Source organism: Curtobacterium sp. PhB137 (genome assembly GCF_003814955.1).
Lineage (GTDB): Bacteria > Actinomycetota > Actinomycetes > Actinomycetales > Microbacteriaceae > Curtobacterium.
The window spans coordinates 656,845-670,680 of the sequence record NZ_RKQO01000004.1 but is presented as its reverse complement, the minus strand read 5'-3'; the positions used below and the strand labels follow the sequence as shown (position 1 = coordinate 670,680).

General features: G+C 70.4%; 13 protein-coding genes. 9 read left to right on the top strand and 4 right to left on the bottom strand.

Annotated features, from left to right (window positions below; translation table 11 throughout):
* Window positions 1-24 precede the first annotated feature (24 nt).
* From EDF28_RS03560 to EDF28_RS03535, 6 genes are all read left to right on the top strand, one after another.
* Window positions 25-1,362 (top strand): uracil-xanthine permease family protein, encoded by a 1,338-nt coding sequence (locus EDF28_RS03560; RefSeq protein WP_123937193.1) that lies wholly within the window; start codon window positions 25-27, stop codon window positions 1,360-1,362.
* A gap of 183 nt (window positions 1,363-1,545) precedes the next feature.
* Entirely contained in the window at window positions 1,546-2,856 is a 1,311-nt protein-coding gene (locus EDF28_RS03555) for an MATE family efflux transporter (RefSeq protein ID WP_123937192.1), read from the top strand.
* Window positions 2,853-4,070: a lipopolysaccharide biosynthesis protein gene (locus tag EDF28_RS03550; protein WP_123937191.1), complete on the top strand. Its 1,218-nt coding sequence runs from the start codon at window positions 2,853-2,855 to the stop codon at window positions 4,068-4,070. The genes EDF28_RS03555 and EDF28_RS03550 overlap by 4 nt, the downstream gene beginning before the upstream one ends.
* A 191-nt stretch (window positions 4,071-4,261) precedes the next feature.
* Window positions 4,262-4,651, top strand: coding sequence for a tautomerase family protein (locus EDF28_RS03545; protein WP_123339250.1), 390 nt, complete (start codon window positions 4,262-4,264; stop codon window positions 4,649-4,651).
* 716 nt (window positions 4,652-5,367) lie between these two features.
* Complete coding sequence (locus EDF28_RS03540) at window positions 5,368-5,904, top strand: VOC family protein (RefSeq protein ID WP_123937190.1); 537 nt, start codon at window positions 5,368-5,370, stop codon at window positions 5,902-5,904.
* Entirely contained in the window at window positions 5,897-6,700 is an 804-nt protein-coding gene (locus EDF28_RS03535) for a MerR family transcriptional regulator (RefSeq protein ID WP_185094124.1), read from the top strand. Before EDF28_RS03540 ends, EDF28_RS03535 begins: the two co-directional genes overlap by 8 nt.
* Window positions 6,701-6,800: 100 nt before the next feature.
* On the opposite strand, the gene EDF28_RS03530 is transcribed toward EDF28_RS03535, so the two are convergent.
* Both EDF28_RS03530 and EDF28_RS03525 read right to left on the bottom strand, forming a co-directional pair.
* Window positions 6,801-7,457 carry a hypothetical protein gene (locus EDF28_RS03530; RefSeq protein WP_123294478.1) on the bottom strand — a complete coding sequence of 219 codons (657 nt, stop codon included), beginning with the start codon at window positions 7,455-7,457 and terminating at the stop codon, window positions 6,801-6,803.
* Window positions 7,454-9,193 (bottom strand): CocE/NonD family hydrolase, encoded by a 1,740-nt coding sequence (locus tag EDF28_RS03525; RefSeq protein ID WP_123937188.1) that lies wholly within the window; start codon window positions 9,191-9,193, stop codon window positions 7,454-7,456. Before EDF28_RS03525 ends, EDF28_RS03530 begins: the two co-directional genes overlap by 4 nt.
* A gap of 116 nt (window positions 9,194-9,309) precedes the next feature.
* Here EDF28_RS03525 and EDF28_RS03520 point away from each other — a divergent pair, with 116 nt between their 5' ends.
* Window positions 9,310-9,948 (top strand): TetR family transcriptional regulator, encoded by a 639-nt coding sequence (locus EDF28_RS03520; RefSeq protein ID WP_123294477.1) that lies wholly within the window; start codon window positions 9,310-9,312, stop codon window positions 9,946-9,948.
* On the opposite strand, the gene EDF28_RS03515 is transcribed toward EDF28_RS03520, so the two are convergent.
* On the bottom strand, window positions 9,914-10,852 hold the full coding sequence (locus EDF28_RS03515) for an amidohydrolase family protein (protein ID WP_123937187.1): 939 nt from the start codon (window positions 10,850-10,852) through the stop codon (window positions 9,914-9,916). The genes EDF28_RS03520 and EDF28_RS03515 overlap by 35 nt on opposite strands.
* A 48-nt stretch (window positions 10,853-10,900) precedes the next feature.
* On the opposite strand from EDF28_RS03515, the gene EDF28_RS03510 reads away from it, so the two are divergent.
* Both EDF28_RS03510 and EDF28_RS03505 read left to right on the top strand, forming a co-directional pair.
* Complete coding sequence (locus EDF28_RS03510; protein ID WP_123294475.1) at window positions 10,901-11,992, top strand: amidohydrolase family protein; 1,092 nt, start codon at window positions 10,901-10,903, stop codon at window positions 11,990-11,992.
* Entirely contained in the window at window positions 11,989-12,585 is a 597-nt protein-coding gene (locus tag EDF28_RS03505; protein WP_123937186.1) for a TetR-like C-terminal domain-containing protein, read from the top strand. Before EDF28_RS03510 ends, EDF28_RS03505 begins: the two co-directional genes overlap by 4 nt.
* A 57-nt stretch (window positions 12,586-12,642) precedes the next feature.
* Here the strand turns inward: EDF28_RS03505 and EDF28_RS03500 are convergent, their stop codons facing one another.
* Window positions 12,643-13,770 carry a LacI family DNA-binding transcriptional regulator gene (locus EDF28_RS03500; RefSeq protein WP_173169108.1) on the bottom strand — a complete coding sequence of 376 codons (1,128 nt, stop codon included), beginning with the start codon at window positions 13,768-13,770 and terminating at the stop codon, window positions 12,643-12,645.
* Between the last annotated feature and the right edge of the window lie 66 nt (window positions 13,771-13,836).

Sequence of the window (13,836 nt, the reverse complement as noted above, 5' to 3'; positions counted from 1 at the left end):
CACGGCTGCCGGTACGGTCATCGCATGGGACTTCCGTGGAAGCTGCACGGCGACGGCAAGACCGTCTCCGCGACGACGATCGTGGCACCGGACGAGCGACTGACCTGGGGCCGGACGATCGGTCTCGGCGTGCAGCACGTCGTCGCGATGTTCGGCGCCACCTTCCTGGTGCCGCTGCTGACGGGGTTCCCGCCGTCGACGACCCTGCTGTTCAGCGGCATCGGCACGATCCTGTTCCTGCTCATCACCGGCAACCGCCTGCCGAGCTACCTCGGGTCGTCGTTCGCCTTCATCGCACCGATCGGTGCTGCCACCAAGATCGGCGGCATCCCCCTCGCCCTGTCGGGCATCATCGTCGTCGGCGCCCTGCTCGCGATCGTCGGGCTCGTCGTGCACCTGGCTGGCGCTGGGTGGATCGACCGCCTGATGCCGCCGGTGGTGTCCGGTGCGATCGTCGCCCTGATCGGGTTCAACCTGGCACCTGCGGCGAAGAACAACTTCACCGCGGCCCCGGTCGTCGCGGTCATCACCCTCGCCGCGATCATCCTGGTCACCGTCCTGTTCAAGGGGCTGATCGGTCGCCTGTCCATCGTCATCGGCGTGCTCGTCGGGTACGTGGCGGCGCTCATCGGCGGCCAGGTCGACTACTCGAAGGTCGACGCGGCGCCCTGGATCGGCCTGCCGACGTTCACCGCTCCCGCGTTCGACCCGTCGCAGCTCGCGATCTACCTGGCGTTCGTGCCGGTCGTGCTGGCGCTCGTCGCCGAGAACGTCGGCCACGTGAAGGGCGTCGGGCAGCTCACCGGCCGCGACCTCACGCCCCTCACCGGCCGGGCGCTCTTCGCCGACGGCATCTCCACCGTGCTCGCCGGTGCCGGCGGCGGCTCCGCCACCACCACCTACGGCGAGAACATCGGCGTCATGGCCGCCACCCGCGTCTTCTCCACCGCCGCGTACTGGGTCGCCGCGATCGCCGCCGTCCTGCTCGGCCTCTCCCCGAAGATCGGTGCGGTCATCTCCTCGGTCCCCGCTGGCGTGCTCGGCGGTGCGACCACCGCCCTGTACGGTCTGATCGGTGTCATCGGCATCCGGATCTGGGTCGAGAACCGGGTCGACTTCTCGAAGCCGAAGAACCAGCTGACCGCTGGCATCGCGCTCATCATCGGCATCGCGGACTTCACGTTCGCGTTCGGCCAGGCGAGCTTCGGCGGCATCATCCTCGGCACCATCGCCGCGATCGTCGTCTACCACCTGATGGACCTGATCGGGCGGGCGCGCGGCACCGACGAGGCGACGCCCGTCGCATCCGAAGACGCGCACGCCGCCACCGGCGGTGTCCCCGCCGAACCACGCGCCGACTGACGCGAGTGGTCGGCCGGAACGCGCGTCCGGCCTGACGGCGTGGGACCACCGGACGGGAGGCCCGTGGCGGACACGGCCACGGGCCTCCCGTCCGCCCTGTCGCCACGTCGACTGCGTGCGTGGACCACGCGCGGTCCGCATCGCCGCCAGAATGGGCCGGTGCCCCGACCGACGCGACCCGCAGTGACCACCGAACGGCGTGCGGTCGATCGCGACATCGTGCGGCTGGCGGTACCCGCGCTCGGCGCGCTCGTGGTCGAGCCGCTCTTCCTGCTCACCGACACCGCACTCGTCGGCCACCTCGGTGCGACACCCCTGGCGGCCGTCGGACTCGCGAGTGCCGTGCTGTCGACGGTGACCGGGCTGCTGGTGTTCCTGGCGTACTCGACGACTCCGGCCGTGGCGCGCGCGCTCGGCGGTGGTGACCGTCGCGGCGCAGTCCACGCCGGCATCGACGGGATGTGGCTCGCGCTCGTGCTGGGCGTGGTCCTCGCGCTCGTCGGGTGGCCGCTCGCCGGACCGCTCGTCGACCTGTTCGGTGCGTCGCCCGACGTGTCGGCGGCGGCGACCGCGTACCTGACGGTCTCGCTCATCGGGCTGCCCGGGATCCTGGTCGTCACCGCCTCGACCGGGCTGCTGCGCGGGCTGCAGGACACGAAGACCCCGCTCGTCGTCGCGACCATCGGGTTCGTCGCGAACGGACTGCTCAACGCCCTCCTGATCTACGGGGCGGGTTGGGGCGTCGAGGGCTCCGCCGCCGGCACCGTCATCGTGCAGTGGGCGATGGCGATCGTCTACGTCCGGATCGCCGTGCGGGCCGCGCGATCATCGGGAGCGCCGCTTCGCCCCGGCGCTTCGGGCGTCGTCCGGGCACTGCGGTCCGGGGCCTGGCTGTTCCTGCGGACCGCGTCGTTGCGGATCGCGATGCTCGCGACCGTCGGCGCGGCCGCCGGACTCGGGACGGCAGGACTCGCGACGACGCAGGTCGGGCTGACCGTGTTCTCGACCCTGGCGTTCGCGCTCGATGCCCTGGCGATCGCCGGGCAGGCGCTCGTCGGGCACGGCCTCGGGGCGCGGGACCCGGCCCGGGTACGGCTGGTGACGCGGCGGCTCGTGCTGCTCGGGATCGTCGGTGGGGCGCTGCTCGGCGTGGTGACCCTGGCTGTCAGTGGTGTGCTCGGGCCGGTGTTCTCCGACTCGTCCGCCGTGCGGGACGCGCTGCCGCTCGTGCTGGCGCTCATCGCCGTCGGGATGCCCGTGGCCGGGTACGTGTTCGTGCTCGACGGGGTGCTGATCGGCGCCGGGGATGCGCGGTACCTGGCGATCGCGGGAGGCGTGAACCTGGTCGTGTACCTGCCGCTGCTGTGGTGGGCCGGCGGGACGCTCGCCGGGTTGTGGGCGGCGTTCGCCCTCGGGTACATCGGGGTCCGGGCGGTGACGCTCGGGGTGCGCGCGCATCGGCGTGGATGGGTGGAACAGGCGTTGGCGCGGTGAGCGATTCTTCTGTTGCGTCGTCTTCTGTGGCGTCGTCGGCCGTGCTCGCCACGGTCGGGATCGGGGTGCAGGGCGTCGCGAAGCTGCTCGTGACCGTCGTCGTCGGGCGGGTGTTCGGCACCGAGACCCTCGGGCAGACCACGGCGCTGTTGTCCCTGTCGGTGTTCGTCGCGCTGCTCTGGCCGAACGCCGCGGGCAACACCGCCTCTCGGTACCTGGCGATCGCGTTGCGGGGTCGGCGGTCGGACGCCGCGGTGAACAGGGTGCTCGGGCTGTCGATGCTGGTGTCGACCGTGGTGCTCGCCGCGGTCACCGTGCCGATCGCGGTCGCCTGGGGCAACGGCCCCGGCATGGTGCTCGGTGGTGTCGGGGTCGTCGTCGGCTACGGCCTGTACTGCTACGCCCGCGGAGCGCAGCTCGGCTACGGCCGGGCACCGTGGGTCGCGCTCTGGGACTCGGTGACGAGCGTGCTCGCGCTCGGGATGCTCGTGGTGGCGTGCGTCGCTCGGCTCGAGCCCTTCGTGCTGCTGCCGCTGGCCATCGGGTACACGGTGTTCGCGATCGCGTGCTGGCCTCGGGGGAACGACTTCGGCCCTGCGGCTCGTGAACCCGCTGCCGGGGCGCTCGGGTTCGCGGCGTGGAACGTGCTGGCGGTGGTGACCTCGAACGGGTTGCTGCAGTTGACGATGATCTCGGCGCAGGTGACCTCGTCGGCGCACGAGGCCGGGGTCTACGCGGCGGCGTTCACCCTGGCGACGCCGGCGTCGATGCTCGGGCAGGCGTTGGGGCAGGTGCTCGTACCGGCGTTCGCGCACCGGACGGATGGTGGGTCCTTGCGGTCTCGCGGAGCGCTGATGCTCGTCGTCGGGTTCGCCGCTGCTTCTGCCGTCGTGTTCGGTCTGGTGGCGCTGCTCGCCGGGTGGTTCCTGCCGATCGTCTACCCCGCCGAGGGTGCTGCTGCCGTGGCTGACCTGCGGTACTTGATGGTCGGGGTGTGGGTGTTCACCGTCGGGCTCGTGCCTGCGGCGCTGCTGCTCGCATCGGGGCGGTCACGGCAGGTCGCGCTGGCGTCGGTCGCAGGCTTCGTCGTCGGGGCGGTGCTCATGGCGGTGCTCGGGCCGGTCGCGGGAGTCGCGGGTGGGACGACGGGGTTCTTGGTGGGGAGTGCTGTCAACCTCGTGGCGGTGGTGGGGCTCGGGGTGCGGCGGCGCTGATTCCTCCGCACATGGTGGGCGTCCGTGGGGCGCCTCTTTGACGTCCCGTCGTTCGGAATCGTTTCGGACCACCTATCCGAGAACGCCCCCATCAGGAAGCACGGGGCTCGAGGGGGGAGCTGGACCGATGCGCACGCAGTCGCGGTAGTCGACCGGCTTACAGGACGCCCCGCGCTCGCTAGCATCGGGTCATGGCACAAGTAGTCGTCTTCGGCCTTCGTGCGTCTCTCGATGCACATCGTGCTGCCCTCTCCGATGCGATCCATGGCGCGATCACGAAGGCGCTCGACTACCCGCCAGAGAAGCGGTTCCAGCGGTTCATCGGTCTCGACTCCTCCGATTTCGTCTACCCGGAGGACCGGGGTCCGAACTACACGATCATCGAGATCTCGATGTTTGAGGGCAGGAGCGACGGGGCGAAGCGAAGGCTCATCAGCGAGCTCTTTGCCCGAATTGAATCCGCTGCCGGCATCTCGTCGCACAGTATCGAGATCACGATCACCGAGACGCCGAAGGTGAACTGGGGCATCCGGGGCCGGAACGCCGCCGACCTCGCGCTCGACTACACCGTCGAGGTCTGAGGGCGACGGACGCCGACCTGCTCGCCCGCCGGAGCCCGCGGGAGCCCGCGCTGGAGGGTATTGGCTTTGACTTCCGGCGCGCAGGTCGGTGAACGTCGCGCCTGCACTGCGTTGTGCAGTTCTAATCTGTCGACATGGTGCGATCCCGTGAGAAAGCGGTGCTGAGTTGGCTACGCCGAGCGACGCTTCCCGCGGTGGTCGTTCTCGCTGGCGCAGTCTTCGCGGTCGGGATGTTCAGCCTCGGCAAGATCCGTTACAGCTACGTGAGCTGGGAATCGGTGGCTGTCGCCTCACAGGTCGCGATCCCGTTGGGAGTTGCGGTGGCCGCTACCGTCGCACGTGTCGGAGTGATCGCGAGGAACCGTGCGGAAGACGAACTCGTGGCGCATCCGGTCCGCCGTGCATCGACCGTTGTGGGAGTGCTGGCATTCGTCACTGCCGTTGTTGGCGGTCTGCTGTTGACCGTGGGCGGTTGGCAACTTGTCCTTCCGGCGGCAGCCATCTGCGGTTGCCTGGCCGCGGGATGCGCTGGTCTTCTTCTCCGACGACCAAGAGCAGACGCTCGAGACGACGAGTCAGATCACCACGGGGCAGCGCACGCCCGGTAGCCGATCGTTCTCCGGACGCGGGCCGCAACTCGGTGAACCGGGCCAACAGGTTGGTCCCAGAGTTCCCCGATTTGACCCTCACGCCGCGTGAGGGCAGAACGTGGACCCATGAGCAGCTACTACAACGCCTTTGAGATGAGCCCGGTCCCCGCCCCCGGCCCTGACGTGGTCGCGCCTGAGCCGTTCCACGGGATCTACGGGATGCCGTCGTTCGTGACGATCCCGACAACCGACCTGGCCGCTTCCGTCGACTTCTGGACCCGCGGCCTGGGCTTCTTCGACCTGTTCAGCGTGCCGGGCCAGCTCGTGCACCTGCGCCGGTGGGCCTTTCAGGACGTCCTGCTGGTCCCAACCGCGTCCGCTCCGGATCAGGCGCCGGCGGTGAGCTTCAGCTTCGCGTGCGTCCTGAACCAGATCGACGCCCTCGTCACCGCGTGCCGAGCCCACGACGCGGGCGTGGTGAGCGAGCCGCGGGACACGCCCTGGGGCACCCGCGATGTCGAGGTGATCACGCCGGAGAAGGTGCGAGTCGTCTTCACTGCCGCGAAACCCTTCGAGCCGACCAGCCAGACCGCCAAGAACCTCGAAGCGATCGGCATCACCGCACCTGACGCCGACGGCGAGAAGAATGGAGCGCATGCCTGATGACAGCGACGCCGTGGACCTGACTGTTGGTCAGGCCGCGGCGCGCCTGGGCGTGACGGTCCGGACGTTGCATCACTGGGACGAGATCGCCCTTGCGAGGCCGTCGTCACGGTCAGCTGCCGGGTACCGGCTCTATGCCGAAGACGATCTCGAGCGGCTGCGGCGCATCGTCGTCTACCGCGAGCTGGGGCTCGACCTGGAAGCCATTCGGAACGTTCTCGACGATCCGAGTGCGGCTGTTGTCATTGCGCTGCGCGCCCAGCAGTCCCAGCTTGCGGCGCGGATCGAGCATCTCAGCGCGCTGGGCGATGACCTGGCCCGGATGGCCGACGCCCACGAGCACGGGCTGCTCATGACCAATGAGGAGCAGACCGCGACGTTCGGGCCTGGATGGAATCCGCAGTGGCCGGCTGAGGCGCGGCAACTCTACGGCGATACGCCGGAGTGGCGGCACTACGCCGAACGCTCCGCCTCACGCACCGTGGACGACTGGCAGGCCGTCGCCGATGCGTCTGCGGCGCTTGATCAGGCCCTTGCCGACGCCATGGATGCTGGTGTCGAACCCGGCAGCCCGGCCGCGGACGCTCTCGTTGAACAGCACCGCGAGGTGTTCTCCGCCTACTTCCCGATCACCCGGCAGATGCAGGTCGTCCTCGGCCGCATGTACGAAGCCGATCCGGGGTACGCCGCACACTACGACGGCATCCGAGCCGGGCTCGCCTCATGGTTGCGTCGCATCATCGACGCCGGCGCACGCGCCCGCGGCATCGACCCCGACACCGCCACCTGGCAGTAGGACTCGCAGCTCACGGTCGCGCGCGGAGCGGCCGACGTCGACGTGGGAGCGAACGCTGCCCTGAGCCAACGTCTCGTGCGGATCGCCGGCCTTCGAGTGGTCACCGCTCGTTGGCGGCTCGGCGGATCCAGGTGCGGAACTCGACGGCGAAGTGCTCGAGGTGCTGCTCGATCACCGCCGGGGCGCAGGTCGCCGGCAAGGTGACGGACAGACGTGCGGTGAAGCCGTCCTGCTCCTCGTCGAAGGAGTTCGCGATCGAGCCGATCACCGTCCCGTCCGCCAACAGCATGTGCGACCGGCGACCGGCAGTCGCTTCTGCGGCGGGCAGCTCCTGCTCGACGACGGCACTGTCGTCCCAGGGGCGCATGAAGAACGAGCAGACGTACTCGTCGAGGGTCTCGACGATGTTCACGTTGCGCCCCGGCTCGGCGTGGATCCCGTAGTGCTCCGGGTGTCCGGCGAGCATGACGTCCTCGCGGGCGAACGCGGCGCCGAGCCACGCACCGAACTGCGCGGCACTGATGCCCCGTGCACGGAGCGTGGTCGTGCCGGTTGCCTGCTCGCCGCCGGAGCGTCCGAGGTGGGCGCGGAGGAACGCGTCACCCGCAGCGATCTCGTCCTCGAGCAGCTCGAGCAGCTGGACCCGGCCGAGCTTCCGTTTCAGGAGCGCGAGCGCCCGGCGGGCGGAGAACAGCTCGAACCCGTCGATGGTCGAGTCGGTGTCCTCGCCGGCCAGGCGGACGGTCGCGCCGGTCACCGTGCGGCCCGGACGGGGAGCTGGAGGTACGAGGCCTGGTCGCCGCCGGTGTGCACGACGTGCCGCCCGGTGTTCGCGCCGACGTACTCGCGGATCGCCGGCATGAGCGTGCCGAGCAGGTTGCGGGAGCTCACGATGAACCGCAGCTGCTCGCCCGCGTGGAAGCGCAGTCCGACCGGGAACAGGTCGATCTCGATCTCGGCGACCTGCCCGGCAGCGAGCTTCTCGACGCGGTCGAACGAGTGCGCGGGGACGTCGTCGGTCGACAGGGCCTCGTCGAGGTGCCGGGCGGACACGCGGAGGCGTCCGTCGGAGCCCTTGTAGCGCAGGATCGTCGCGCCGTGGTCGGTGAGGTCGTGCGCCATCGCCGACTGGTTCGGCACGGTGAACGCCTGCAGCGGCGTTCCCCAGCGGTCGAGCTTCTGGACGAGGACGAACAGGTCCATGTCGTCGGCGCCCCGGGCCTCGACGAACAGGTGCGCCTTCGGGTACCCGACCAGGACGGTCTCCTCGTCGAAGCGGGTCAGGAACGAGACGGCGTCCGGGTTCGCGTCGACGGCGTAGGACGCTTCCGCAGGTGCCTCGGGCGCGGCCGTGGTCAGCGTTCGCGTCCGGGCGTCGAGGTAGTACTTCGTCGAAGCGGCGTCCTGCGGCGGGAACGACTCAGCCGGCACGGCGACCTCGTCTCCGCCCTGCAGGTCGAGGACCGAGTACCGGACGGTCGGAGTGGTCTCCCACCCGTTGTCGGCGCCCTTGAGGAAGTGGTCGAAGAACCGGCGGAGGTCCTCGACGTTGGCCGGGTCGTAGTAGTCCGGCCACTCCTGGGTGTTGTGGATCCGGAGCCACTTCTCGTCGCTGGCGATCCGACGCCAGGCGCGGAAGGTCCCGGCGGTGTGCAGGGTGTTCGAGTAGCTCGCGACGACGTACGCCGGCACCTCGATCTGCGAGAAGTCAGGGATCTTCTGCTCCCACAGGTCGGTCATCAGCGGGTGGGCGTCGACCTCGGCGAGGATGTCCTCCTTCTGGCCCTTCCCGAAGAAGCTGCCGTCCTGCAGCTGCTGCGCGAACCCGGTGTCGGGCATGCCGCCGCGCTTCACGAGGTCGCGGTAGACGTCGCTGACGCCCTCCCACGGGTTGATCGCGACGAGGTGCGGGGGCTGCTCGGCGGCGGTGAACCACTGCGACACGGCGAGGTAGCTCGTGCCGCTCATGCCGACCTTGCCGTCGCACCACTCTTGCTCGGCCAGCCACTCGATGACGTCGTACGCGTCGCGGCCCTCCTGCCGGTCCCAGAGCACGCTGTCGCCCTCGGAGTCGACCACGCCGCGGATGTCGACGTTGCAGATCGCGTAGCCGTGCTCGACCCAGTACGCCGGGTCCGGTGCCTCGAACTTCTCGAGTCCGGACACCGTGCTGTTCGGCAGCCCGACGAGCCCGAACACCCCCATCACGCTGAGCGACGTGCCCTGCGCCTTGCCGTACGGGCTCCATGCCACGATCACCGGCACCGGCTCGGTACCGACCGGGCGGAACACGTCGACGTGGATGGTCGTGCCGTCGCGCAGCTGCATCGCGACGTCCTTGTCGAACACCGTGTCGACGGGCAGCGGCTTGAACTGCGGCGCGATCCGGAACCCGGCCTCGAGGGTTCGGGTGCCGGGCTCGAAGGGGGTGAGCACACCCGTGCGCGGAGCGGGCAGCGGGGTGGAGGGGACGGTCATCCTCTGGTCGGTCATCGTGTTCTCCTTCGTGCGGGAGTCCTCCGTGGGCTCGTCGTCGAGGCGAGCGTACGTCCGATTCGGCAAGAACTCAACGCGTGTTGAGAAACCCGTCGGCGGAGTAGATTGCGGGCATGGACGGAACGACGGAAGCAGCGACGACCTCCCGCGTGGGTCGCCGTCCCGGGGCGGCCAGCACCCGCACGACGGTCCTCGCGGCGGCGAGTGCGCGGTTCGCCAGCGACGGTTTCGCCGGCACGACGATCCGGGCCGTGGCGGCGGACGCCGGCGTCGACCCTTCGCAGGTGATGCAGTTCTTCGGGTCGAAGGCCGACCTGTTCGCAGCGGTGATGGCCGTGTCTCCGTCCGCGCTCCGGCGCTTCGACACGGCCTTCGAGGGTCCGGACGAGCATCTCGGCGAGCGTGTCGTCCGGGCGTTCCTACAGGCCTGGGAAGGCGCCCCGGAGGAGTCGGAACCGCTGATGGCGATGCTCCGAGGTGCGATGGTCAACGAGGACGCGACGGCGCAGCTGCGGGACTTCATCCAGGCCCGCCTCGTGCACGGAGCCTCCGGCGCCGATCACGAGGACCGTGCGCTCCGGGCCGGGCTCGCCGCGGCCATGCTCGTCGGGATCATCACGAGCCGGCAGGTCTTCGGGGTCCCTGCCGTGCTCGCAGCCGACCACGACACCGTCGTCGCGATCGCCGGACCCGCGATCCAGAGCGTCCTCGCCGGAGTCAGTCGAGCAGACGCCGAGCGTTCCGGGTCGTGAGTTCCCGCCAACTCGTCGCGTCGCGCGGTGGCTCGGCATCGTCGAGCGCGGCGATCTGCGCGTCCACGCCCTGCGTCGGTGTCCAGCACGAGTCGCTGCCGTAGAGCAGCCGATCCGTCCCGGCGACCTCGGCGAGGACTGGCACGTCGAGTGGGAACGGCGTGCCTGCCGTGTCGAACCAGAGCCGCCGCATCGCGTCCTTCCAAGGCATCGTGCCGGCGGCGGCGCCGAACAACTGCTGGAACAGGGCGATCCGGTCGGAGAGGACCGGCAGGGTCGCACCCGAGTGCGGCACGATGACGCGCAGGTCCGGGTACCGGTCCAGGACGCCGGCGAACACCAGGTCGACGATGCTCCTGGTGCTGTCGAACATGAACTCCAGCATCGGGCGAGGACGCCCGAGGGCGGTGTGCTCCCACCCGACGGGCGAGGTCGGGTGCACGAAGACGGCCGCGCCGCGGGCGTCGAGCTCGGCCCAGAGCGGCTCCAACGCGGGATCTCCCAGGTACTGGCCGTGCGCGTTGGACTCGAGGACGACGCCGACCGCACCCGGTCCCTGCAACGTGCGCCGGGCCTCCAGGACCGCACTGTCGACATCCGGCACCGGGAGGGACGCGAAGTACGAGAACCGGTCCGGGTGCGCGGCCGCGATCGCGGCGGCTTCGTCGTTGAGTGTCCGCGCGAGCTCCGCGGCTCGGTCGTCGTCCCCGAAGTGCACGCCGGGCGACGAGACGGACAGGACCGCTCGGGCGATCCCGCGGCGGTCCATGTCACCGAGCTGGCCGGCGAGCGACCAGCTCGGCCAGGCGGGCATGCCGTCCGGCTGTTCGTACCCGGCTGCTCGGGCCGCTGCGACGTAGTCCGCGGTGACGAAGTGTGCGTGGACGTCGATCAGTTCGGACATCGATGGCTCCTCGTTGCGTGTAGTGAACGATTCTGTATCGTAGACCGCATGACCACGACCATTCGCAACGTCCGCACCAGCTCCGGCGGGGTGACCACAACCGAGGCTGTCGACGTCGAGTTCGACGAGCACATCAGCACGGTCCGTCCCGCGGGGACCGTCGCTCCAGCCGGCGGTCCGGTCGTCGATGGAACGGGGCAGTTCCTCGTTCCGGGCCTGATCGACACGCACGTCCACCTGGGCTCCCCGGCGGCGCTGTCGTCCGCAGTCCGAGCCGGCGTCACGACGATGGTCGACCTCGGGACACACCCGGACTCCCTCGTCGACGAGCAGCGACGAGCACCGGGGGCGCCGGGGCTCCTCAGCGCGGGCTCGGCCGCCTCGGCACCGGGCAGCACCCAGATCGCTCGGATGGGCTTCCCGGACGCGAGCGGCGTGAGCAGCGCAGCCGATGCCGAGCGGTACCTGGACTGGCGGGCCGCGAACGGGTCGGACCTGGTGAAGATCATCATCGAGGACCCCGACGCCACCGACGTCCCCGCGCTCGACGTCGCAACGATCACGGCCCTGGTCGACGGTGCACGCCGCCGGGGGCTCCGGACCGTGGCCCACGTCGTGACCGCCGCGTCGTTCGTCCGCGGGCTCGACACCGGGGTCGACATCCTCACGCACGCACCGCTCGACCGGCCGCTGCCGGGCGAGACCGTCCGTCGGATGGTCGACCAGGGCACCATCGCGTCACCGACCCTCGTCATGATGCGCGCGATGGCCCGCGCGCGGCTCGGGGACCGTGCCGACGCCGCATTCGAGAACGCCGTCGAGAGTGTGCGCCGGATGCACACCGCCGGTGTGCCAGTCGTCGCCGGCACGGACGCGAACGAGACCCCGTTCGCGCCGGTTCGCCACGGCGAGGCCCTCCACGAGGAGATGCTCCTCTTGCGGGACACCGGGATGACGAACGGCGCGGTACTGACCGCTGCCACGGACGGGGCAGCGGCGGCATTCGGTCTGCACGACCGCGGGCGTGTGGAAGTGGGGCTGCGTGCGGACCTCCTGCTCACGACCGGCGATCCCCTCGTCGACCCAGCCGTCCTCGCTCAGCCGGGCGCTGTGTGGGTCGGTGGGACACTCATCTCGTGAACGCTCCCGTCCGGCGGCGCGGTGCTGACCTCGAGCACGCGATCTTCGCCGCCACACTCGAACAGCTGGCTGACCACGGCATGGCGGGCCTCACCTTCGAGAACGTCGCCGCGGCAGCCGGTGCGGGCAAGGCCTCGCTCTACCGGCGCTGGACCGATCCGGAGCAGCTCGTCCTCGCTGCCCTCGCCTGGACCGAAGACACCGCGGAGCGGAGCGATCACCCCGGGGGGACCCGACTCCAGCCGGTCGGTGACCTCCGCGACGAACTCATCGCGTTCCTGTCCGATCTCGCGGACGGGCTCACCACCCCCGTCGGACGGGTCCTCGCACCAGTTCTCCTGGAGCGAGAGCGACGACCCGAGATGTGGCAGCGCATCGTCGCACTGCTCATCGCGCCGCGCCAACGCCTCGTGACCGAAGCATTCGGACGCGCCGCGGCCCGTGGCGAGATCCCCTCGAGCGCTGTCAGCCCATCACGCGTCAGCGCTGGCGCCGCACTCGTGCTCGCCCGTCACCTCACCACTGGCCCGCTGTCCCGCGACGACATCGTCGAGGTCGTCGATGACGTCGTACTTCCCGCCCTGTCGCGGTGATCGTCGCGAAGTTGCGCTGACCGACTCGTAGGGGTGTGGCGGAATCCGGGGGTGGGATCAGCGCACAGCCGGCGGCGGCCCCGTCGTGTCCCCCACTCGCAACTCCGAGATGAACGACGCCGGCTGCGGCTCCGCCCCCTCGAGCATCGCCAGCGCAGCACGAGCGGCAGCCTGGCCCTTCTGCACGAACGGCTGCACGAGCGTGGTCAGGTGCCGGATCGGCGTGCGGTGCAACAGGCTGTCGTCCACCGTGATGCCGTCGAACCCGACGACGCTGACGTCCTCGGGCACCCGCAGCCCGGCGTCGAGGGCAGCCGAGATCACCCCGACGGCGATCAGGTCGCTCTGGGCGATGACGGCGGTGGGGCGAGGGCCATCGGCAGCGAAGAGCTCCACGCCGGCCAGGCGTCCTTCTTCCACCGAGCTCCCCGCCGTCTCGACCGCCACGACGGAGGGGTAGACCTCGCGCACGCCCCGGAGCCGTTCGAGCGTCGTGAACGCGATGCCCGAGGCGAACCGGTCGTCGTCGATCGGCCCCCGCCGACGAGCAGCGTCGAGCGGCAGCGTCACCACCGTGACCGCAGTGTGCCCGAGGTCCTGCAGGTACGCAGCAGCACGGCGCGAGGCATCCCGGTTGTCGAGCTGGACGGGCACGGCACCCTCGATCTCGTCCGCCTCGATCGCGACGACGGGGATCTGCCGGCGCCGCAGCACCGCCACGGCCGGGTCGATCCGGACGTTGCACCCGACGAGCACGACGGCGTCCATCGGGGCATCGACGAGTGGGCCGGCCCCCTGTTCGTCATCGAGCGGACTCCGGACCAGCAAGAGCGAAGCGCCCGCAGCCCCGGCGACCTCGGCGATGCCGTCGAGCGTCAGGACGTTGACGGGGTCCCGGAAGGCATCGCTCAAGCGTTCGTCCATCACGACGCCGATGACGCCGGAACGGCCTCGGCGGAGCGAACGCGCACGGGGGTCGGGGCCGCCGTAGCCGAGCTCGGCAGCGGCGGCGAGGACTCGGGCCTTGGCGTCCTCGGACACCGGGCCGCTGCCGCTGAACGCGAGCGAGGCCGTCGACGGCGCGACACCGGCGGCACGGGCGACCGCGGCCAGCGTCGGGCGCGACGGACGGGTGCCTCCGCCGCGGGAAGGCGACGCGCCGAGTGCTGTTGCCGGTTCGTCCATCGCCGGTTAGCGTAGCGGGAACAAGCGGTCGAATCGATTCGATAACGACCGACACCGAACAAAACG